The sequence below is a fragment of the Paraburkholderia mimosarum LMG 23256 = NBRC 106338 genome, from assembly GCF_000739815.1.
GTDB classification, from domain to species: Bacteria; Pseudomonadota; Gammaproteobacteria; order Burkholderiales; family Burkholderiaceae; genus Paraburkholderia; species Paraburkholderia mimosarum.
Map to the genome: position 1 here is coordinate 127,999 of NZ_BBJJ01000001.1, position 21,113 is coordinate 149,111.

A 21,113-nucleotide genomic window follows, 5' to 3' on the forward strand; every position below is an offset into this window, starting at 1 on the left:
GAGGCGCGATCATGAAATTTGCCAAGCCGCTTTTTGCGCCGCATACGTCGGCCGTCGAACGCGTGTGGTACTTCGCGTTGCGCGCGCTCGTCGTGCTCACGCTGCTGTATCTGATCCTGCCGGTGCTCGCGATCGTGCCGCTGTCGTTTTCGTCGAGCACGTTCCTCGTCTACCCGATTCCGGGCTGGTCGCTGCGCTGGTACGAGAACCTCGTGATGTCCGACGAATGGCGCATGGCCGCGAAGAACAGCTTCATCGTCGGCCCCTCTGCCACTGTCGTGGCGACCGTACTCGGCACGCTCGCGGCCATCGGCATCACCAAGGCCGATTTTCGCGGCAAGGCGGTGCTCATGGCGGTCCTCATTTCGCCAATGATCGTGCCCGTGGTGGTGGTTGGCGTGGGCATGTATCTGTTCTTCGCGCCGCTCGGTCTCGCCAATACGTACATCGGCCTGATCCTCGCGCATGCGTCGCTGGGCGTGCCGTTCGTCGTGACCACGGTGGCCGCCACGCTGCAGGGCTTCAACCATAATCTCGTGCGTGCGAGCCTCTCGCTCGGTGCGAATCCGGTCACGACGTTCTTCCGCATCACGTTGCCCGTGATCGCGCCGGGCGTGATTTCCGGTGCGCTGTTCGCGTTCGCCACGTCGTTCGACGAAGTCGTCGTGACGCTGTTCCTCGCGGGCGCCGATCAGACCACGTTGCCGCGTCAGATGTTCACGGGCATTCGCGAGAACATCAGCCCGACGATCGCTGCGCTCGCAACGATCCTCATCGTGTTCTCCACGTGCCTGCTGCTCGCGCTCGAATGGCTGCGCGGAAGAAATGCGGCACGCGCGGTGAAGGCCTGACACGATCTGTCGCGTCGATGTGAAAAAAGGCAGCGCCACGGCGCTGCCTTTTTTGCTTCCGCTGCTTACGCGTCGAGCTGCGCGGGCAAGCGCCGCTTGACCCACTGCGTGGCCTGATCGTATGCGTGAGCGAGTTGCAGCACCGAAAGATCGGCACGCGGCTTGCCGATGATCTGCAGACCCATCGGCAAGCCTTGCGCATCGAAGCCCGCAGGCACGCTGATGACGGGCAGCCCCGCGAGACTGCCGCCAATCACGACTTCCATCCAGCGGTGGTACGTATCCATCGCGCGGCCCGCGATCGACTTCGGCCAATGCTCGCTGGCGTCGAACGGGAAGAGTTGAGCGCTTGGCAGCGCGAGGTAGTCGTAATGCTCGAACAGTGCGAGCAGCGTGTTGTACCACTGGCTGCGTGTGACTGTGGCGTTCCACACGTCTTCGGCGGAAAGCTTCAGACCGCCTTCCACCTCCCATTGCGCCTCGGGCTTGAGCAGGCGGTGCTTTTCCGGGTCGCGGTAGAACGCGCCGAGTGTGCCCGCGCACGAAAACTGGCGCAGCGTGAGCCATGCCTGCCACAGTCGCTCCATCGCGAAGTCGGGGCGCGCGGCCTCGACCTTGCAGCCGATCGATTCGAACTCCTTGACTGCCGTCTCGCATAGCGCGAGCACGCCGTCTTCCATCGGCAGATAGCCGCCGTAGTCGCCTAGCCAGCCGATGCGCGCGCAACGAAAATCGCGTTCCAGCGAGCCTGCGAACTGCACGGGATCTTCAGCGAGGGAAAGCGGCGCCCGCGCGTCGTAACCCGCCTGGGTGGAGAGCAGCATGGCGAGGTCGGGCACGTTGCGGCCCATGGGCCCCGCATAGCCGAGCTGATGGAAAAAGAGATCGTGGGCGGGCACGGAGGGCACGCGTCCTTGCGACGGACGAAAACCGAATACGTTGTTCCAGCCCGCGGGATTGCGCAGCGAGCCCATCATGTCGCTGCCGTCCGCCACGGGCAGCATGCGCAGCGCGAGCGCCACGGCCGTGCCGCCGCTGCTGCCGCCCGCGCTGCGCGTGGGGTCGTATGCGTTGAGCGTCGTGCCGAAGACCGTGTTGTAGGTGTTCGAGCCGAGGCCGAACTCCGGCGTGTTCGTCTTGCCGATGAAAATCGCGCCTTGTGCGCGCATGCGTGCGGCCATCAGGGCGTCGGCCTTCGGCACTTCGTTGCGCAACAGCGGCGAGCCTTGCGTCGAGGGAATGCCGGCCGTGGCCGTGAGATCCTTCGGCGCCTGCGGCATGCCGTGCATCCAGCCCAGGTACTCGCCGCGCGCGAGCTGGGCGTCGCGTTCATCGGCTTCGGCCAGCAGCGTGGCGCGTTCGCGCAGCGAGACGATGGCGTTGGCGGGCGTGTTCACACGCTCGATATGATCAAGGAACGCGCTCATCACCTCGCGGCAGGACACCTTGCGCAGGCGGATCCATTCCGAAAGCTCGAGTGCGTCGGCCGCCACCAGATCGTTGAGTGAAAGTTGCGCGGGGGACAGCGATGCCTGATTCATACGTGTCTCTCGTTTGCGGATGGGGCGAGGGGAAGGATCATTGTCGCGCAGCCGCGGCGCAGGCGGAAGGAAACGAATGGTTGCCGTCACAGGGTCGTGGTTGCCGCGCGGCGGGGCAACGTTACCGGGCGGGCGCGGTGTGGTCCGGGGTTTGCTCACTTGCGGCAGGCGGCTCGGCGCCAGGGAGTGCGGCACCGCCCAGGGATTGATAGAGCGCAGCGGTGTCCGCGAGGCGATCGGCCTGCGCGCGCGTGCGGTCCAGCATCGTCTGGAGTGCCTGGCGTTGCGTGTCGATCAGCGCGAATTCGCTCACGCCGCCGGCCTTGTAGCGCGTCCGCGCGATTGCTGCGTTGGCCTGCGCGTCGCGCGCGGCGTCATCGCGCGCTTGCAGCTCGACCGCATCGTTCTGGAGCGCCTGGAGCGAGTCGGCGACCTGCTGCAACGCTTGCAGGACCGTCTGCCGATAGTCGGCGAAAGCGGCTTCATACGCGGCTTGTGACGCGCGTTTCTTCGCGCGCAATTCGCCGCCGTGAAAAAGCGGTTGCGTGAGGCCGAGCCCCACGTTCCAGATGTTCAGCCCGCTGACCACGTCCTCGATATGCGTGCGCTCCGATCCAATACTCGCGGACAGCGAGATCTGCGGAAAGAGATTGGCGGTTGCCACGCCGACGTTCGCGCTTGCCTCGTGCAGCAGTGCTTCGGCGGCGCGTATGTCGGGACGCTCGCGAGCGAGCGTGGAAGGCACGGTGAGCGCAACCGTATCGGGCAGATGCAGCGTATCGAGCGACAGGGTGTCGAGCGGTGCGGCGAACTGCGTGCTGGAAGGCGCGACGCCAAGTAGGATCGCAAGCTGATGATCTGCTGCGTCGCGCTGCGTTTCGAGCGGTGGCAGGGAAGCGCGCGTTTGCGCAACCAGGGTGCGCTGGCTGCGCACGTCGATTTCCGCCACGCCGCCGGCGGCCAGGCGCGCTTGCATGATCGTGAGCTGGCGCGCCTGCGTGTCGGCCACTTGCCGCGTGATTTCAATCTGGCGCTGCAAAGAGGCGCGACGGATGGCGGTGGACACGACGTTGGCGGCTACCGTTAAACGCGCGGCCTCCATTTCGTACGCCTGATAATCGACGTGGGCGAGCGTGGCTTCCAGCGCACGGCGATTGGCGCCGAACAGATCGAACACGTATGAGACGCTGACCGAAGCGTTGTAGAGCGTGAACGGGGGCGGGTTCGGCACCTGCGTGATGCCGAAGGCGGCGAGATCGATCTTCTGGCGCGTGCCGTTTAGCTTCAGATCGACGGCGGGAAAGTTCGTCGCGCCTGCCTGGGCGTTGTAGTTTTCGCGCGCCTCCACGAGCTTCGCGCGCGCGGAATCGAGCGTTGGGCTCGCGCTCAATGCCTGATCGACCAGCGTGTTCAACTCCGCGCTGCCGAACTGTGTCCACCACGCGCGGGGCGCGTGCTCGGCGGTGGCGAAGGTCTGTACGCCGCCGCCCGGGCCTGCCGCGCTCGCGGTCGCCGCCGGCACGGGCTCGCGTGTCCAGCCGGTGGCATCGGGCGCCGAGGGCGTGTGGAAATCGGGGCCGACGGTGCAGCCCGCGAGCAGGAGCCCAAGCAGAAGGATGGAGGAGGCGTCGCGCTTCATCGTCGTGAGCCTCCGGGCTAGTCCAGCGTGCGCCGGTAAAAGCGCAGCGCGATCATCATCACCGCGACCGTGAACACGGCGAGCGGCCACACCGCGGGCCACAGCTCGTTCCAGCCGTTGCCCTTGAGCAGGATGCCGCGCACGAGCCGGTTGAAATACGTGAGCGGCAGCAGATTGCCGAGCCATTGCGCCCAGCGCGGCATGCCGCCGAACGGGAACATGAAGCCGGAGAGCAGCAGGCTAGGCAGGAAATAGAACATCGTCAGCTGCATGGCCTGCAACTGGTTTTGCGCGAGCGACGAGAGCGTGATGCCCACCGTGAGGTTCGCCGCAATGAAAAGCAGGGCCGAAAGATAGAGCGCGACGAGCCCGCCCGCGAACGGCACATGAAACACGTAGCGCGCGGCGAGCACGATGATGGTCGCCTGGACCAGCCCGATGGCGACATAGGGGATGATCTTGCCGGTCATCACCTCGATGGGCAGCGCCGGCGTGGCGAGCAGGTTCTCCATCGTGCCGCGCTCGCGCTCGCGCGTGATCGCGAGGCCCGTCATCATCACCATCGTCATCGTCAGGATCACGCCCATCAGGCCCGGCACGACGTTGTATTGCGTGATGCCCTCGGGGTTGTAAAGCCTGTGCACCTGCACGTCGAAGGCGGCGGGCGTGCCGTTCAGGTGCGCGAGCGGGCCGGTGAGATCTTTCGCGACCACGGGCGCGACCAGTCCGGGTACGGCCGCAAGCGCGGTGGTGATGGCGGTGGGGTCGCTCGCGTCGGCCTCGATGAGGAGCGAAGGGCGTTCGCCGCGCAACAGGCGACGCGAGAAGTCGGTGGGTATGCTCAGCACGAACTGCACCGTGCCGCGCGCGAGCGCGCGGCGCGCCGAGGCCTCGTCGGGCATCGTTTCGATCACGTCGAAGTAGGCCGAATTGCGCATGCCCGCGACGAAGCTGCGCGCGAACACGCTGTCCTCGCCCACCACGATGGCCGTGGGCAGATGCTTGGGGTCGGTGTTGATCGCGTAGCCGAACAGCGTGAGCTGGATGATCGGCAAGCCGACGATCATGGCGAACGTGACGCGGTCGCGCTTGAGCTGGAGAAACTCCTTGAGCACGATACTCCACCAGCGCGCCAGGGAAAACGGGAACGACGCGCTCACTTTGTCACTCCACGGCCGTCACTGCGCTTTTGGTCGCCATTTGCATAGTTATCCTTAACCTGGCTCATCAAGTAGATGAACACATCTTCGAGGCCGGTGTCGATGCGCTCGGCGCGCAACGGCTGCCCTTCCACTGCGCGCGCGACTGCGGCGGCGAGCGCCGCGTGGTCGCGGCCGCTCGCGTGCAGCGCGGAGCCGAACACGACGGTCTGGTCAATGCCTCGCGCGTTGCGCAGCTGCGCGGCGAGGGCGGAGAGACGTTCGCCATGAATGGCCCATGTTTCGAGGTTCTGCCCGGCGATGACCTCGCTGGCCGTGCCCTGCGTGAGCAGCTTGCCGTAAGCGATATAGGCGAGCTTGTGGCAGCGTTCGGCTTCATCCATGTAGTGCGTGCTCACGAGCACCGAGATGCCCCGTGCGGCGAGCCGGTGCAATTCCTCCCAGAAGTCGCGGCGCGCCGTGGGATCGACGCCGGCGGTCGGTTCGTCGAGCAGGAGCAGTTCGGGCTCGTGCAGCATGCAGGCCGCGAGCGCGAGCCGCTGCTTCCATCCGCCCGAGAGCGCACCCGTGAGCTGGTTCGCGCGGCTCGCGAGGCCGAGCGATTCGAGCGCGCGATCGACGGCTTCGCGGCGCTTCGGCATCTGATAGATGCGCGCGACGAAATCGAGGTTCTCGCGGATCGTCAGGTCTTCCCAGTACGAGAAGCGCTGCGTCATGTAGCCGACGTGCCGCTTGATCTGCGCACTTTCGCGCAGGATGTCGTAGCCAAGGCAGGTGCCCGAGCCGGAATCGGGCGTGAGCAGGCCGCACATGAGCCGGATCGACGTGGTCTTGCCGCTGCCGTTCGGGCCGAGAAAGCCGAATATTTCGCCGCGCCCGACACGCAGCGAAACGTCGTTCACCACATGCTTGTTGCCGAAGTGCTTGTTGAGATTGTGCACGTCGATGGCGTAGTCGCCGGTGGGCGGCGTAGAGGTGCTCATTGCAGCGTCACCTCGACTGGCTGGCCCGGATGCAGCTTCACGGCGTCTTGCGCGGCGGGCCGCGCCTCGATCATGAAAACGAGCTTCGCGCGATTTTCGTTGCTGTAGATGACGGGCGGCGTGTATTCGGCGGCGTTCGAAATCCACGTGATGGTGGCGGGAATCCGGGCGGCACAGCCGTCGCAGCGCACGTCGACCTTGCGGCCGGGCGCGAGCGAGCCGACTACCGTTTCGGGCACGAAGAAGCGCACCTTCACGTTTTGTGGCGGCAGCATCTGGACGACGGGGCTCCCCGCCTGCACCCATTCGCCGACGCGAAACAGCGTGTCGTAGACGAGGCCGCCGCTCGGCACGCTCACACGCTTCTGGTCGAGCCGCCACTGCGCTTGTGCGAGCGAAGCGCGCGACGCCTCGACTTCGGCGGCCTGCGCGGCGACTTGCGCGCTGCGACCCGGCAAGTTCGCCACGCGCACCTGGTTTTGCAGCTCGCGTACCTGGGCGGCCGTGGAAGCGGCCTGCGCGCGCGAGTCGTCGAGCTGCGCCTGCGCAATGCCGCCCGCGCGCAACTGCGCCTCGTCGCGCGTGAGCTGGAGCGCGGCCTTGCGCGCGTTGGCCTCGGCCTGCGCGAGCTGCGCTTCGGTCACGCGCACTTCGGGCGGACGCTTGCCGGTTTGCAGGTCGGCGAGCTGCTTTTGCGCGGCCGTGAGGCGATGCTGAGCCTCGTCGCGCGCGGCGGTTTCCTCGATCGAGTCGAGGGCGAAGGCGGCCGCATTGGCGGCCACGGTTTGACCGCGCGTGACGTTGAGATCGGTGAGTGTGCCCGGCTGCGACGAGGAGAGGTAGACATACTCGCCTTCGGCATAGCCTTGCCAGCCTGCCGGGCCGTGCTTCGAGCACGCGGCTAGCGCGAGGGCGGCGGCACACGCGCCCACGATCCTGCGCATCATGAAGCGTCTCCCTTGCTACGCGCGGCGCGGCGCGCGCGAACTTTGCGCGGCGCTGGCCGCAACGCGGCGCTCAACAGGGCGCTCACATGCCGGTGCAGCGCCTCGCGCTCGATTTTCGGGAAGCCGGGCGCGCTGAGCCAGATCTTCGAAGTCGCAAGCGGCAGCATGACGAGCGCGAGGATCGAGATGAAGAGCAGCGGCGCTTCGAGATCGGCGTTGACGCTGCCGTCGCGCTGCGCCTCGCCGATGCGCGCGGCAAAGCGCTGCAACTGCTCGACGGGCAGACGCTCGAGCATGCGCTCGCGCAGCAGGCCACCTTCGTTGACGATCTCGCGCAGCCATAGCGGCGGCAGCCAGGGCAGGCGCGAGGTGACGTCGAAGAGCCGCGCGACCAGTTCCTCGACGAGCGCTTGCGGGTCGCGCGCGGATTCGCGTTCCGCGCTCTCCCATACGAACGCGATCGAGCGCGCGATGCGCTCCTCGACCACGGCGTCGAGCAGCTTCTCGCGGTTCGTGAAGTAGTAGTGGACCATCGCGGACGTCACGCCCGCCGCTTCCGCGATCTGAGCCATGGTGGTGGCCGCGATGCCCTGCTCGCCGAACAGCTGCGTGGCGCTGGCAAGCAGCCGCTCGCGGATGTCGACATCGGGGGCGGCGGGGCGCCGGCCGCGGGGACGCGAAGAAACGGTGGCGGTGCGATTGACCATTGCTGAACTTTAATTCACGCGTTAGTTAAATTCAAACGGCGGGCGCTCGGCGTTAACCCTGCGGTGCGACATCACTGGCGTTTCGGAAATCTCCTATACAAAAACGGCGACGCGTCATTCAGGCTGTGAGCTCCCCTCTGAGAGCTCAAACAAATAAATCATTCCGCCATGGAACAGACAATGAAACGCATCGTTGTAGTCGATGACCATCCGATCGTGCTGAAGATGCTCCACAACGTGCTGAATACGGAGTACGAACTGGTAGGAGAGTGTGGCGACGGGGAAGAGGGCCTGCGCCTCGTGCGGGAACTGAAGCCCGATCTGGTAATTCTCGACCTCGAGTTGCCGAAGCTCGATGGCCTCTCGGTCATCCGCGGCATTCGCACACAGCAGCCCGACGCGCGCATTCTCGTGCTGTCGGCCAAGCCCGAACTCGTCATGGCCAATCACACGCGCGTTGCAGGGGCGAACGGCTACGTCAACAAGAATCGCGGCGTGGCGGAACTGTGCGGCGTGGTGAAAGCGGTGCTGCTCGGTTACGACTGCTTCCCGGCGGGCACTTGCGGCGGCGGCCGTGACGTGGCGCTAGACGGGCTTTCGCCGCGCGAGGTGGAGGTGCTTCAATATCTCGCGCGCGGTATGAGCAACAAGGGCATCGCGGCGCGCCTCGGGCTCTCGGATAAAACCGTGAGCACGTACAAGACGCGCGTGCTCGACAAGCTCGGCCTTTCTTCGCTAGCGGCGTTGATCGAGTTTGCTGCGTTGAACAAGCTGGTCGAATGACGCCACCCACGGAAAAGCCAAAAAAAAAAGCCCGACTTGCGTCGAGCTTCAAATGTGACCGCACCCGTTGTCGGGCGCGGCACCTGCAAAAACTGCGTACTTACGCCGCGAGCAGCGAGCGCAGCACGAACGGCAGAATACCGCCGTGCTTGTAGTAGTCGACTTCGATCGGCGTATCGATGCGCAGCAGCACCTCGACGCGTTCCTCCTTGCCATCCTTGCGGCGGATGACGAGCGTCAGGTCCTGCTGCGGCTTGAAGTCGTCGGTCAGGCCTTCGATGTCGAACGTTTCCTCGCCGGTCAGGCCAAGCGACTGAACGCTGTCCGAACCCTTGAACTGCAGCGGCAGAACGCCCATGCCAACGAGGTTCGAGCGGTGGATGCGCTCGAAGCTGCGTGCGACCACGGCCTTCACGCCCAGCAGTTGCGTGCCCTTGGCTGCCCAGTCGCGCGACGAACCCGTGCCGTACTCTTCGCCGGCGAACACCATGGTCGGCGTGCCGGCGTCGATGTACTTCATGGCGGCGTCGTAGATCGACATCTGTTCGCCGCCCGGCTGGTGAATCGTGAGGCCGCCTTCCACGCGCGTGCCGTCCGCCTTCGCCGGAATCATCAGGTTCTTGATGCGTACGTTCGCGAACGTGCCACGCATCATCACGTCGTGGTTGCCGCGGCGCGAGCCGTAGCTGTTGAAGTCGGCCTTCTGCACGCCGTTCGCCTTCAGCCACTTGCCCGCGGGCGAGTCTTCCTTGATCGAGCCAGCCGGGCTGATGTGGTCGGTCGTGACCGAGTCACCGAAGATGCCCAGTGCGCGCGCGCCCTTGATCTCGGCGACTTCCGACGACGGCGTCATCGAAAAACTGCTGCCGAAGAAAGGCGGCTCGGCAATGTAGGTCGACTTCGGCCAGTCGTAGACCTGGCCTTCTTCGCCTTCGATCTTGCTCCACAGGTCGCCCTTCTTCGTGAGCTGGCTGTAGTTCTTCTGGAACGCGTCCGGATCGAGCGCGAACTTGAGCAGTGCGTTGACTTCCTCGCTCGTCGGCCAGATGTCGCCGAGGTAGATGTCACGGCCGCCGTTGCCCTTGCCCACCGGCTCCGTCATCAGGTCGCGCGTGATATTGCCAGCGATCGCGTAAGCGACGACCAGCGGCGGCGAGGCCAGGAAGTTCGCACGAATGTTCGGGTGAATACGCGCTTCGAAGTTGCGGTTGCCCGACAGCACCGCTGCGGCAACCACGTCGTTCTTCGTGATGGACTCGTTCAGTTCCGCCGTGAGATCGCCGGCGTTGCCGATACAGGTCGTGCAGCCGTATGCCGCGAGTTCGAAGCCGAGCTTCGAGAGATACGGCAGGAGGCCCGTCTTCGTCAGGTATTCCGTGACGATGCGCGATCCCGGAGCCAGCGAGGTCTTGATGTGCGGGGCGACCGTGAGCCCGGCTTCCACCGCCTTCTTCGCCAGCAGGCCGGCGGCCAGCAGCACGCTCGGGTTCGACGTGTTCGTGCACGACGTGATGGCGGCGATCAGCACGTCGCCGTTGTGCAGCTTGACGTCGCCGGTCACGGCGTATTCGGCCGTGAGGTCGTCGGCCTTCTTGCTGAAGCCGTTTTCCGCGACCGGCTTCGAGAACAGATCGATGAAGGTCGACTTCACGTTGCCGATTTCGATGCGGTCCTGCGGGCGCTTCGGGCCGGCCAGCGAAGGCGCGACCGTGCCGAGATCGAGCACGAGCGTCTTCGTGTAGTCGATGTCGCCGGCCTTCGGAATGCCGTAGAGATCCTGCGCCTTGAAGTAGTTCTCGAAGGCCGAGATTTCGGCCTGCGTGCGGCCCGTGCCCTTGAAGTAGTCGATCGTCTTCTCGTCGACCGGGAAGAAGCCCATGGTCGCGCCGTATTCCGGCGCCATGTTGCCGATGGTCGCGCGGTCCGGCACCGAGAGCGATGCCGTGCCTTCGCCGAAGAACTCGACGAACTTGCCGACGACCTTCTCCTTGCGGAGCATTTCGGTGATGGTCAGCACGAGGTCGGTTGCGGTGCAGCCTTCGCGCAGCTTGCCCTTCAGTTCGACGCCCACGACGTCCGGGGTGAGGAAGTACACCGGCTGGCCGAGCATGCCGGCTTCGGCTTCGATGCCGCCCACGCCCCAGCCCACCACGCCGATGCCGTTGATCATCGTGGTGTGGCTGTCGGTGCCGACGAGCGTGTCCGGGTAGTAGACCGTATCGCCGCCTTCCGTCTTCTTGTGCACGCCGCGCGCGAGGTATTCGAGGTTGACCTGGTGGACGATGCCGATGCCCGGCGGCACGACCTTGAACGTGTCGAACGCCTGCATGCCCCACTTCATGAACTGGTAGCGCTCGTTGTTGCGCTGGAATTCCAGCTTCATGTTCAGGTCGAGCGCGTCCTTCTGGCGGAAGTAGTCGATCTGGACCGAATGGTCGACGACGAGGTCGACCGGCACGAGCGGCTCGATGACCTTCGGATCCTTGCCGACCTGCTTCGCGACGCCGCGCATGGCGGCGATGTCGGCGAGCAGCGGCACGCCCGTGAAGTCCTGCAGCACGACGCGGGCGACGACGAACGGGATCTCGTCGACGCGCGAGGCGTTCGGCTTCCAGTTCGCGAGTTGCTCGATATGCTCTTCCGCGATCTTCTTGCCGTCGTAGTTACGCAGCACGGACTCGAGCACGAGACGGATCGAGACCGGCAGGCGATTGATTTTCACGCCGAGCTGCTTGCCGAGTTGCGGCAGCGAGTAGAACTTGCCTTTGCCGGAACCGCTGTCGAATTCCTTGAGCGTTTTGTGGAGGTTGTGAGCCATGGTATTTTCCTTCGTTTAATCGCGGAAATAACGCTTACTGCACGCTTGCTGCTGTTACTGATGCCTGCCGGATTGCTCAGATCACGTACATGTCGACGTACTCGTTGACGGGTAAGCCGAATAGCCGCGCTTCGTCCAGCGAGACATCGAGAATAGCCTGCTGCTGCTTCGCCGGGAAGCGGCGCGCGAGGTTGGTTCGAAATTTCTCGAGCAGCAGCGGAATGCCTTCCTGGCGCCGCCGCTGGTGGCCAATCGGGTACTCCACGACAACCTCGTCGAGCACCGTGCCGTCGTTCAGTTCGACGCTCAGCGCGTTCGCGATCGAGCGCTTCGCGGGGTCGTGATAGTCCTTCGTGAACTGCGGGTCTTCCACGCACACCGTTTTGGCGCGCAACGCGTCGATGCGCGGGTCGCTCGCGACTTCGTCTTCGTAATCGGCGGCGGTGAGACGCCCGAAGACGAGCGGCACGGCGACCATGTACTGGATGCAGTGGTCGCGGTCGGCGGGGTTCGCGAGCGGGCCGCTCTTGTCGATGATGCGGATCGCCGCTTCGTGTGTACGAATGGTGATGCGCTTGATGTCCCCGACCGTCTTGCCCTTTTGGGCGAGCACGCCGTGCAGCGTCATCGCGGCTTCGGCGGCGGTCTGCGCGTGGAATTCGGCGGGGAACGAAATCTTGAACAGCACGTTTTCCATCACGTACGTGCCGTAGGGGCGCTGGAAGCGGAACGGCTGTCCCTTGAACGAGACATCGTAGAAGCCCCACGTTTTCGCCGTGAGCGCCGAGGGGTAGCCCATCTCGCCGGTCTTCGCCATGAGCGCGAGGCGCACGGCGCGCGCGGTGGCGTCGCCCGCGGCCCACGACTTGCGCGAGCCCGTGTTGGGCGCGTGGCGGTAGGTGCGCAGCGCCTGGCCGTCGACCACGGCGAGCGAAACGGCGTTGATGAGCTCTTCGCGCGTGAGCCCGAGCATCTGGCCGACCACGGCCGTCGAGGCGAGCTTCACCAGCAGCACATGGTCGAGGCCGACCTTGTTGAACGAGTTTTCCAGCGCTATGCAGCCCTGGATCTCGTGCGCCTGCACCATGCCTTCGAGCACGTGCTTCATGGTGAGCGGCGGCTTGCCCTGGGAAATGGCCGTGCGCGAAAGCCAGTCGGCGGTCGCGAGGATGCCGCCCAGGTTGTCCGACGGATGGCCCCACTCGGCGGCGAGCCAGGTGTCGTTGAAGTCGAGCCAGCGGATCATCGCGCCGATGTTGAAGGCGGCCTGAACCGGGTCGAGCTGGAACTGCGTGCCTGGCACCTTTGCGCCGTGCGGGACGACCGTGCCCGGCACGATCGGACCCAGCAGCTTGGTGCAGGCGGGGTAGGAGAGCGCCTCGAGTCCGCAGCCGAGCGTGTCGATCAGGCAATGCCGGGCCGTGGTCAGCGCAAGCGCGCTGTCGACACGGAAGTTCAGCACGTAGTCGACGATATCGACCAGTACCTGATCCGGCTGCGGCCTGACGTTGGATGTCGGCGCGGACATCGAGGCGTTCCGCTCGCGCTTACTGGCCCGCTGCGCCGCTCGCTGCCGGTGCAACGTTGCGGTTAAGGGCGTTGGCCTGCGTCGGCGCCGGCGCGCCTTGCTGCATTGCAACGGTCTTGCACTCGTCGGCGAGACGCGAGCTGTCCTTGTCCGAGAACAGCATGGCCTTGGTCGGGATCACGACCAGGTCGAGGCCGGTGGCGGCGTCGTGGAAGCGGTCGGCGCCCGTGGTCGTGGCCTGGCGCGGCAGGTTGTAGTTCTTGTTCGCCCAGTGGACGGTGACGATCTGGTCACGCGCCATGTCGCCCTTCAGGTCGAACTGCATGCCTTCAGCGCAGCTCCAGTGCTCCGAGCCTTCCGGGACCGCGTCGACCTTCGCTTCCTTGGCCGGGTTGGCCTTGCGCTTGATGATCTTGTGCTTCGGAGCCGGCTTCTTGGGCGTGGCGGTGGACGATGTGCCTTGTGCGGCGGCGTCGGTGGCGGCCAGCATCAGCGTCGAGGACAGCGTGCCGATAACAGCGGCGATCAGCAGTTTCTTCATGGAAGTCGAACCTTTATCTATCTAAATCGGTTGATCAGTGCGCGGCTGCGGGGGCAGCCGCCGTTTGCACTGCGTGCGCCCCGAAAGCGCGCAGCGGACGCTATTTTCACCTATTTATCGCCGTGAACTTCAAATTCTCGGGCCCTGTGTTGTTTGAGCCTTGGTTCGCGAGTAACTGGCTGTAACTGCCCTTGTCTGTCTCTGTTGCGCCATGTGGCGCGAAGTCCGCTTCGCTGCCGTGGCGCTATGCGTTGAAAACGTTTTCGCTGCCGGCGTGCCTCGCGCTTCAGGCCTGTTCCCGGGTCAGTTCGCCAGGGGCGAAGAGGGGGGCGGCTTCGGGCGGCACGGCGCGGCCCGTGGTGCGCGCGCGGCGCAGGACGGACCAGTAATAGCGGTAGCTCGCGCGGTCGTGCAGCGTATCGCCGTGGCGCGTCGGACCCCATTGCGCGTGCTGCGCGGCCAGCAGGATTTCGGCGGCCAGCGCGATTTCTTCGTCGCGCGGCGCGAACGCGGCCACGATCGCGGGAATCTGCGCCGGGTGAATGCTCCACATGCGCGTGTAGCCGAACTCGTTGCGCGCGCGGCGCGCGTCGTTCGCCACCACGTCCATGTCGCGCACTTCCGTGCTCACATTATGCGAAGGCACACGGCCGAAGGCGTGGCACGCGGCCGCGATTTCGAGCTTCGCGCGGCGCACGAGCGGGTGATCGAACTGGCCCGGCGAGCGCATGGCCGTGTCGGGAATTGCGCCGTCGTGCGCGGAGACAAAGTCCATCAGCCCAAAGCTCAGCGCCTCGACGCCGCGCAGCGCGGCGAGGTCGAACACGCGCGCGAGCGCGCCATGCGTTTCCACGAGCAGCTGAACGGGAATTGGCTTGTCGATGCCCAACTCGACGCGCGTGGCTTCGATGAACGACGTCATTTCGGCGGCGTCGCCCACGGCGCGTATCTTGGGGAGCGTGATGAACGCCGGCGCGCGCTTCGCGGCGCGCAGGATCAGGCGCACGTCGTCGCGCCAGTGCCGGTGATGGAAATCGTGGATGCGCACGCCCACGCGGCCAAAGCGGTCGTGTTCGCCGCCGATGAGCGAAGCCACGAGCTCCGCGTGCTCGGCCTCGCGGCCGACCTGCGCGCCGTCTTCGCAGTCGAGCGTGATGTCGAAGACCGGGCCGAGCTGCTGCTGCAGCGCCAGCGATTTCAGCATCAGCTTCTCGCTGCCCGCGTAGTGGTCGCATGCGGGCAGGATGGCGGGCGGCGCTTCGCCGTCAAACAGCACTTCCGCTGGGAGGATGGCGCGCATCTTCGGCGTCGGTATTCGAGTGTTGTAAGGGGAGACCGGATTCGGATGCGTCCTGCCGGCAAGCCAGTCTGGGCAAGGCGCATGCGGATCGGGGGCGCGCAGCCCGGGCCGCGCGCATGAAGCGGAACGAGCCTGAATCGCTCGTTCCGTTCGTCCCGGCTGGCTTACTTGCCGAGCAGGTGAGCCACGCCTTCGCGCTCTTCGAGCAGCTCGCCCAGCGTGCCGTCCATCTTCTCGCGCGAGAACGCGTCGATTTCGAGGCCTTCCACGCGCTTGTACTCGCCGTTTTCGCAGGTCACCGGCACGCCGTAGATGATGTCTTCGGGGATGCCGTACGAGCCGTCCGACGGGATGCCCATCGTGACCCACTTGCCGTTCGTGCCGAGGACCCAGTCACGCACGTGGTCGATCGCCGCGTTGGCCGCCGAAGCCGCCGACGAGAGGCCGCGCGCTTCGATGATCGCCGCGCCGCGCTTGCCGACGGTCGGGATGAACGTGTTGCGGTTCCATTCGTCGTCGTTGATCAGCGCGTTGAGGGACTGGCCGTCGACGGTGGCGAAACGGTAATCGGGGTACATCGTCGGCGAGTGGTTGCCCCACACGGCGAGCTTCTCGATCGAAGCGACCGGCTTGCCCGACTTGGCGGCCAGTTGCGAGAGCGCGCGGTTGTGGTCCAGACGCAGCATGGCGGTGAAGTTCTTCTTCGGCAGGTCCGGAGCCGACTTCATGGCGATATAGGCGTTCGTGTTGGCCGGGTTGCCGACGACCAGCACCTTCACGTCGCGGCTGGCGACGTCGTTGAGCGCCTTGCCCTGCACCGTGAAGATTTCGGCGTTGGCCGAGAGCAGATCCTTACGCTCCATGCCCTTCGAACGGGGACGCGCGCCAACCAGCAGGGCGACGTCGGCGTCCTTGAACGCGACCTTCGGGTCGTCGGTGATGACAACGCCCGCGAGCAGCGGGAATGCGCAGTCGTCCAGTTCCATCACGACGCCCTTGACGGCGGCTTGCGCCTGGGGCAGGTCGAGCAGTTGCAGGATGACGGGCTGATCCTTGCCGAGCAGGTCGCCATTCGCGATGCGGAACAGCAGGGAGTAAGCGATCTGACCTGCGGCGCCGGTGACGGCAACGCGCTTTGCGGGCTTAGCCATTGAAAATCTCCAGGAAGGTGCGTTAGACGCCAGGGTAAAACGCCATTCTATATGCGCGATACACGAAGCGTAGGTGAAACAGGCGGTCTTTACAGCTTGCGTGCGCACCTCACCGGACCTGCGCCAACTGCCGAGCCGTGACGCGCGCGCCGCCCGCACGGACCGCCGTGCCGGTAACCATCTGCAACAAGGCAAGAGATGTACGGGGCGCCCTTCGAGGGACGCCGGGCGCTGGCCGCTTCGCGTGTGCCGACTCCAGCAACAAATCGCTCGGGCTCTCCCACAGACGCGCGGCGCGCATTGAGTCACGCTAACCGGCCAGGCGGATCAAACCTCTACTGCGTTTACTGCGTGGGGGACAGCATGGTGCAAGGCGGCCTGCGGCGCATTCGCCACGGGGTGGATGCAGCCGGCGGCTTCTCCGTTTCCAGCCGCTTGCGGGGCCGGAAACCGGTCTGCAGCCCGCCCGCAAACCCTTGCTCGCTCGGCAGTGTAGGAGTCGTCAGGGTCAAAGTCAACAGTATCTTATGTCTTATATAAGACATAACTATTGCGGCCAAAATGCTTGATGCCCAGGGGGCTTTATGTTGAAATGCGCGCCATGAGTGCGAACCCGGCCAGCAACGCAAATTCCACCGCTCCCGAGAGCGGGGCTCAAGCGTCCGCGTCCGCCGTCCCGCCATCCGCGACTTTCAGCCCCCTCTATCAGCAGATCAAGGGGCTGATTACGCAGAGCCTCGAGTCGGGCGAATGGAAGCCCGGCGAAATCATCCCCAGCGAAGTCGAACTGGCCGCCCGCTACAAGGTGAGCCAGGGGACGGTGCGCAAGGCGATCGACGAACTGGCGGCCGACAATCTGCTGGTGCGCCGCCAGGGCAAGGGTACGTTTGTTGCGACGCACAACGAAGAGCGCGCCCAGTTTCGCTTCCTGAGGTTACTCGCTGATGACGGCGCGGAGCACCCGCACGTGAGCAAGCTGCTCGACTGCCGCCGCCTGCGCGCCTCGGCCGAGATCGCGCGCCAGCTCGACCTCAAGCCGTCCGACCCGGTGGTGCTGATCCGGCGTCTTCTGCAGTTCGACGGCGAAAGCACCGTGCTCGACGAGATCTGGCTGCCCGGCGGCGTGTTCCGCGGGCTCACGAGCGAGCGCCTCGCCGAATACAAGGGGCCGCTCTACGCGATGTTCGAGACGGAGTTCGGCACGCGCATGATTCGCGCGACGGAAAAGATCCGCGCGGTGGCCGCCGATCCCGCGGTGGCCGATCTGCTCAAGGTGCCGGCAGGTTTTCCGCTGCTGTCGGTCGAGCGGGTGTCCTATACCTATGGGGACCGGCCGGTCGAAGTGCGCCGCGGATGGTATGTCACAACCGGGTACTACTATCAGAACGATTTGAGTTGACGGGCGGCCGCGCAAAAGGCGCGGAGCCCTTCCCCAGAGTGCCTTTGCTTGCGCGCACCACGAGCCTTGCCCGGCGTGGATTTCGCTGCAGCGCGTTATGAAAAGGCGCTAAAATTGCGAGTTAGTGTTAACACATAGTAGGGGTCTAGCATGGCAGAAGCCGCAAAAAAACCGAGGCCGGAATACCGGAACATCGGGCTTGGGCAGATATTGTTCGCATACCGCCTGCCGCTGGCCGGTCGTGTGTCGATCGGCCACCGCATCAGCGGTGCGTTGTTGTTCCTGTTCCTGCCTTTCATCTTGTTCCTGTTGGACCAGAGCCTCACTTCGGAGCTGAGCTTCGAGGTATTCAAGGGCTTCCTCTCCAACATCATCGTCAAGCTCATCGTGCTGGTCCTCGGGTGGGCGTTCCTGTTTCACTTCTGCGCCGGCGTGCGTCACCTGTGCATGGATTTTAGCCATGACCTCGTGAACAAGGAAAAAGGCAAGACGACCTCCCTCGTCGTCGTGATCATCTCCACGGTCCTCACGATCGCCTTCGCGGCAAAACTCTTCGGAGCGTTCTAAAAAATGTCGGCTAACAACGGTATCGGTCCGAAGCGCCTCGTCGTGGGCGCTCACTACGGCATCCGCGACTGGATCGCACAACGCGCCACCGCCGTGATCATGGCGGTCTACACGATCGTGCTGCTCGTCCTGTTCTTCGGCGCGCACGACTTCTCGTACGAAGGCTGGGCCTCGATCTTCGCCGCGCAGTGGATGAAGCTCGCCACGTTCGTCACCTTCGTCGCGCTGTTCTACCACGCGTGGGTCGGCGTGCGCGACATCTGGATGGACTACATCAAGCCGGTCGGCCTGCGCATCACGCTGGACGTCCTCACGATCGCATGGCTGCTGGGCAGCCTCGGCTACGCCGCTCAGATTCTCTGGAGAGTGTAAAAGAATGGCTGCAATCAAGAATTCTCTGCCGCGTCGCAAGTTCGACGTGGTCATCGTCGGCGCAGGCGGCTCGGGGATGCGCGCTTCGCTGCAACTCGCGCGCGCCGGCCTGTCGGTTTGCGTGCTCTCGAAGGTGTTTCCCACGCGTTCGCACACGGTGGCGGCGCAGGGCGGCATCGGCGCCTCGCTCGGCAACATGAGCGAAGACAACTGGCACTACCACTTCTACGACACGATCAAGGGTTCCGACTGGCTCGGCGACCAGGACGCGATCGAGTTCATGTGCCGTGAAGCGCCGAACGCCGTGTACGAGCTCGAGCACTTCGGCATGCCGTTCGACCGCAACGCCGACGGCACGATCTATCAGCGCCCGTTCGGCGGCCACACGGCCAACTACGGCGAGAAGCCGGTCCAGCGCGCCTGTGCCGCTGCTGACCGTACCGGCCACGCGCTGCTGCACACGCTGTACCAGCAGAACGTCGCGGCGAAGACCACGTTCTTCGTCGAATGGATGGCGCTCGACCTGATCCGCGACGCCGATGGCGACGTGCTCGGCGTGACCGCGCTCGAAATGGAAACGGGCGACGTCTACATCCTCGAAGGCAAGACCACGCTGTTCGCCACGGGCGGCGCGGGCCGCATCTTCGCGGCATCGACCAACGCGTTCATCAACACCGGTGACGGCCTCGGCATGGCGGCCCGCTCGGGCATCGCGCTGCAGGACATGGAGTTCTGGCAGTTCCACCCGACCGGCGTGGCCGGCGCGGGCGTGCTGATCACGGAAGGCGTGCGCGGCGAAGGCGGCATTCTGCGCAACTCGAACGGCGAGCGCTTCATGGAGCGTTACGCGCCGACCCTGAAGGACCTCGCACCGCGCGACTTCGTCTCGCGTTCGATGGACCAGGAAATCAAGGAAGGCCGCGGCGTGGGTCCGAACAAGGATCACGTGCTGCTCGACCTCTCGCACATCGGCGCTGAGACGATCATGAAGCGTCTGCCGTCGATCCGCGAAATCGCGCTGAAGTTCGCGAACGTCGACTGCATCAAGGAGCCGATCCCGGTCGTGCCGACCATCCACTACCAGATGGGCGGCATCCCGACGAACATCCACGGTCAGGTCGTGGGCACGCCGAAGGGCCACGAAGAAGTCGTGAACGGCTTCTACGCCGTGGGCGAGTGCTCGTGCGTTTCCGTGCACGGCGCGAACCGCCTCGGCACGAACTCGCTGCTCGACCTCGTGGTGTTCGGCCGTGCGGCCGGCAACCACATCGTCAAGCACGTCAAGGAACTGCGCGATCACAAGCCGCTGCCGGCCGACGCCGCCGACTTCTCGCTCTCGCGCCTTGCCGAACTCGACAAGTCGACCTCGGGCGAGTACGCGCAAAGCGTCGCGAACGACATCCGCGGCACGATGCAGAAGCACGCTGGCGTGTTCCGCACCTCGAAGCTGCTGGCGGAAGGTGTGCAGGAAATCGCGCAGGTTGCAGAACGCGCGAAGCACATCCACCTGAAGGACAAGTCGAAGGTGTTCAACACGGCGCGCGTGGAAGCGCTCGAAGTGGCGAACCTCATTGAAGTTGCGCGCGCAACGATGGTTTCGGCTGAAGCCCGCAAGGAAAGCCGTGGTGCGCACGCTCAGAGCGACTTCGAACACCGCGACGACGAAAACTGGCTGCGCCATACGCTCTGGTTCAGCGAAGGTGACCGACTCGATTACAAGCCGGTCCACATGCAACCGCTGACCGTCGAGTCCGTGCCGCCGAAGGCGCGTACGTTCTAAGGCACAAGCCAGTCAAAAGGAATCGGAAATGGCCAAACGTATTTTTGAAGTCTACCGCTACGATCCGGACAAGGACGCAGCGCCGCGCATGCAGACGTACGAGCTGGACCTCACGCACGAGCGCATGCTGCTCGACGCGCTGGTGAAGCTCAAGGAAGTGGACGAGACGCTGTCGTTCCGCCGTTCGTGCCGTGAAGGCGTGTGCGGTTCGGACGCCATGAACATCAACGGCAAGAACGGTCTGGCGTGTCTCACGAACCTGAACGACCTGCCCGCGAAGATCGTGCTGCGTCCGCTGCCGGGCCTGCCCGTCGTGCGCGACCTGATCTGCGACTTCACGCAGTTCTTCAACCAGTACCACTCGATCAAGCCGTTCCTGATCAACGACACGCCGCCGCCCGAGAAGGAGCGTCTGCAGTCGCCGGAGCAGCGTGACGAGCTCGATGGTCTGTACGAGTGTATTCTGTGCGCAAGCTGCTCGACCTCGTGCCCGAGCTTCTGGTGGAACCCGGACAAGTTCGTCGGCCCGGCAGGCCTCCTGCAGGCTTACCGCTTCATCGCGGACAGCCGCGACGAGGCGACCGGCGAGCGCCTCGATAACCTCGAGGATCCGTATCGTCTGTTCCGTTGCCATACGATCATGAACTGCGTCGACGTTTGCCCGAAGGGCCTGAACCCGACCAAGGCGATCGGCAAGATCAAGGAACTGATGTTCCGCCGCGCGGTTTGATGCTGCTGTCCGAAAATGGAATCGCACCAGTCTGACCCCCATCGCCGCGCGCGCCTTCGCTGGCGCGCGCGGCGCGGCCTGCTCGAAAACGATCTGATTTTCGAGCGGTTTTTCGAGCGCTATGAGCATGATCTCAGCGACGCCGACGTGGGCGCACTCACGCGCCTGCTGGAGCTGAGCGATAACGACCTGATGGACTTGCTGCTCGCGCGCAAGGAACCAGAAGGCGACCTGGCCGACCCGGACGTGAAGCGGGTGCTGGAGCTGCTTCGGAACGTCTGAGTGCCGTGGCGTCCGCCGCCGCAGTTGTGCCGCA

General features: G+C 64.9%; 19 protein-coding genes. 8 read left to right on the top strand and 11 right to left on the bottom strand.

Features of this window, described 5'->3' with window-relative positions; genetic code table 11:
• Window positions 1-11 precede the first annotated feature (11 nt).
• Window positions 12-851 carry an ABC transporter permease gene (locus BMI01S_RS00560; RefSeq protein WP_028211110.1) on the top strand — a complete coding sequence of 280 codons (840 nt, stop codon included), beginning with the start codon at window positions 12-14 and terminating at the stop codon, window positions 849-851.
• A gap of 65 nt (window positions 852-916) precedes the next feature.
• Here the strand turns inward: BMI01S_RS00560 and BMI01S_RS00565 are convergent, their stop codons facing one another.
• The 6 genes from BMI01S_RS00565 to BMI01S_RS00590 form a co-directional block, all read right to left on the bottom strand.
• Window positions 917-2,392 carry an amidase gene (locus BMI01S_RS00565; RefSeq protein WP_042287927.1) on the bottom strand — a complete coding sequence of 492 codons (1,476 nt, stop codon included), beginning with the start codon at window positions 2,390-2,392 and terminating at the stop codon, window positions 917-919.
• A 121-nt stretch (window positions 2,393-2,513) separates the two neighbouring features.
• Window positions 2,514-4,031 carry an efflux transporter outer membrane subunit gene (locus BMI01S_RS00570; protein WP_028229783.1) on the bottom strand — a complete coding sequence of 506 codons (1,518 nt, stop codon included), beginning with the start codon at window positions 4,029-4,031 and terminating at the stop codon, window positions 2,514-2,516.
• Between the two features lie 17 nt (window positions 4,032-4,048).
• Window positions 4,049-5,191: an ABC transporter permease gene (locus BMI01S_RS00575; RefSeq protein WP_028211107.1), complete on the bottom strand. Its 1,143-nt coding sequence runs from the start codon at window positions 5,189-5,191 to the stop codon at window positions 4,049-4,051.
• On the bottom strand, window positions 5,188-6,174 hold the full coding sequence (locus BMI01S_RS00580) for an ABC transporter ATP-binding protein (RefSeq protein WP_042287931.1): 987 nt from the start codon (window positions 6,172-6,174) through the stop codon (window positions 5,188-5,190). Before BMI01S_RS00580 ends, BMI01S_RS00575 begins: the two co-directional genes overlap by 4 nt.
• Window positions 6,171-7,121, bottom strand: a complete 951-nt coding sequence (locus BMI01S_RS00585; RefSeq protein ID WP_154671111.1) for an HlyD family secretion protein — start codon at window positions 7,119-7,121, stop codon at window positions 6,171-6,173. The genes BMI01S_RS00580 and BMI01S_RS00585 overlap by 4 nt, the downstream gene beginning before the upstream one ends.
• Entirely contained in the window at window positions 7,118-7,828 is a 711-nt protein-coding gene (locus BMI01S_RS00590) for a TetR/AcrR family transcriptional regulator (RefSeq protein WP_028211105.1), read from the bottom strand. The genes BMI01S_RS00585 and BMI01S_RS00590 overlap by 4 nt, the downstream gene beginning before the upstream one ends.
• Before the next feature lie 180 nt (window positions 7,829-8,008).
• Here BMI01S_RS00590 and BMI01S_RS00595 point away from each other — a divergent pair, with 180 nt between their 5' ends.
• Window positions 8,009-8,611 carry a response regulator transcription factor gene (locus BMI01S_RS00595; RefSeq protein WP_028211104.1) on the top strand — a complete coding sequence of 201 codons (603 nt, stop codon included), beginning with the start codon at window positions 8,009-8,011 and terminating at the stop codon, window positions 8,609-8,611.
• 100 nt (window positions 8,612-8,711) lie between these two features.
• On the opposite strand, the gene acnA is transcribed toward BMI01S_RS00595, so the two are convergent.
• From acnA to BMI01S_RS00620, 5 genes are all read right to left on the bottom strand, one after another.
• Complete coding sequence (gene acnA, locus BMI01S_RS00600) at window positions 8,712-11,429, bottom strand: aconitate hydratase AcnA (RefSeq protein ID WP_028211103.1); 2,718 nt, start codon at window positions 11,427-11,429, stop codon at window positions 8,712-8,714.
• 76 nt (window positions 11,430-11,505) lie between these two features.
• On the bottom strand, window positions 11,506-12,957 hold the full coding sequence (locus BMI01S_RS00605; protein ID WP_028229784.1) for a bifunctional 2-methylcitrate dehydratase/aconitate hydratase: 1,452 nt from the start codon (window positions 12,955-12,957) through the stop codon (window positions 11,506-11,508).
• 19 nt (window positions 12,958-12,976) lie between these two features.
• The gene (locus BMI01S_RS00610) at window positions 12,977-13,498 is read right to left on the bottom strand and encodes a hypothetical protein (RefSeq protein WP_028211101.1); all 522 of its coding nucleotides are present in this window, start codon (window positions 13,496-13,498) and stop codon (window positions 12,977-12,979) included.
• Window positions 13,499-13,784: 286 nt separating this feature from the next.
• The gene (locus BMI01S_RS00615; protein ID WP_028229785.1) at window positions 13,785-14,798 is read right to left on the bottom strand and encodes an HpcH/HpaI aldolase/citrate lyase family protein; all 1,014 of its coding nucleotides are present in this window, start codon (window positions 14,796-14,798) and stop codon (window positions 13,785-13,787) included.
• A gap of 164 nt (window positions 14,799-14,962) precedes the next feature.
• A complete protein-coding gene (locus tag BMI01S_RS00620; RefSeq protein WP_028211099.1) occupies window positions 14,963-15,949 on the bottom strand; it encodes a malate dehydrogenase in 987 nt (328 codons plus the stop codon).
• A gap of 601 nt (window positions 15,950-16,550) precedes the next feature.
• Here BMI01S_RS00620 and BMI01S_RS00625 point away from each other — a divergent pair.
• The 6 genes from BMI01S_RS00625 (at window position 16,551) to BMI01S_RS00650 (ending at window position 21,079) form a co-directional block, all read left to right on the top strand.
• Complete coding sequence (locus BMI01S_RS00625; RefSeq protein ID WP_062880697.1) at window positions 16,551-17,348, top strand: GntR family transcriptional regulator; 798 nt, start codon at window positions 16,551-16,553, stop codon at window positions 17,346-17,348.
• A 150-nt stretch (window positions 17,349-17,498) separates the two neighbouring features.
• The gene (gene sdhC / locus BMI01S_RS00630) at window positions 17,499-17,915 is read left to right on the top strand and encodes a succinate dehydrogenase, cytochrome b556 subunit (RefSeq protein ID WP_028229786.1); all 417 of its coding nucleotides are present in this window, start codon (window positions 17,499-17,501) and stop codon (window positions 17,913-17,915) included.
• Window positions 17,916-17,918: 3 nt separating this feature from the next.
• Window positions 17,919-18,287 carry a succinate dehydrogenase, hydrophobic membrane anchor protein gene (gene sdhD / locus BMI01S_RS00635; RefSeq protein ID WP_028211096.1) on the top strand — a complete coding sequence of 123 codons (369 nt, stop codon included), beginning with the start codon at window positions 17,919-17,921 and terminating at the stop codon, window positions 18,285-18,287.
• A 4-nt stretch (window positions 18,288-18,291) separates the two neighbouring features.
• Window positions 18,292-20,067, top strand: a complete 1,776-nt coding sequence (sdhA, locus tag BMI01S_RS00640; RefSeq protein ID WP_028211095.1) for a succinate dehydrogenase flavoprotein subunit — start codon at window positions 18,292-18,294, stop codon at window positions 20,065-20,067.
• A 28-nt stretch (window positions 20,068-20,095) separates the two neighbouring features.
• A complete protein-coding gene (locus BMI01S_RS00645; RefSeq protein WP_028211094.1) occupies window positions 20,096-20,797 on the top strand; it encodes a succinate dehydrogenase iron-sulfur subunit in 702 nt (233 codons plus the stop codon).
• 15 nt (window positions 20,798-20,812) lie between these two features.
• Window positions 20,813-21,079: an FAD assembly factor SdhE gene (locus tag BMI01S_RS00650; RefSeq protein WP_028211093.1), complete on the top strand. Its 267-nt coding sequence runs from the start codon at window positions 20,813-20,815 to the stop codon at window positions 21,077-21,079.
• Window positions 21,080-21,113: the final 34 nt, after the last annotated feature.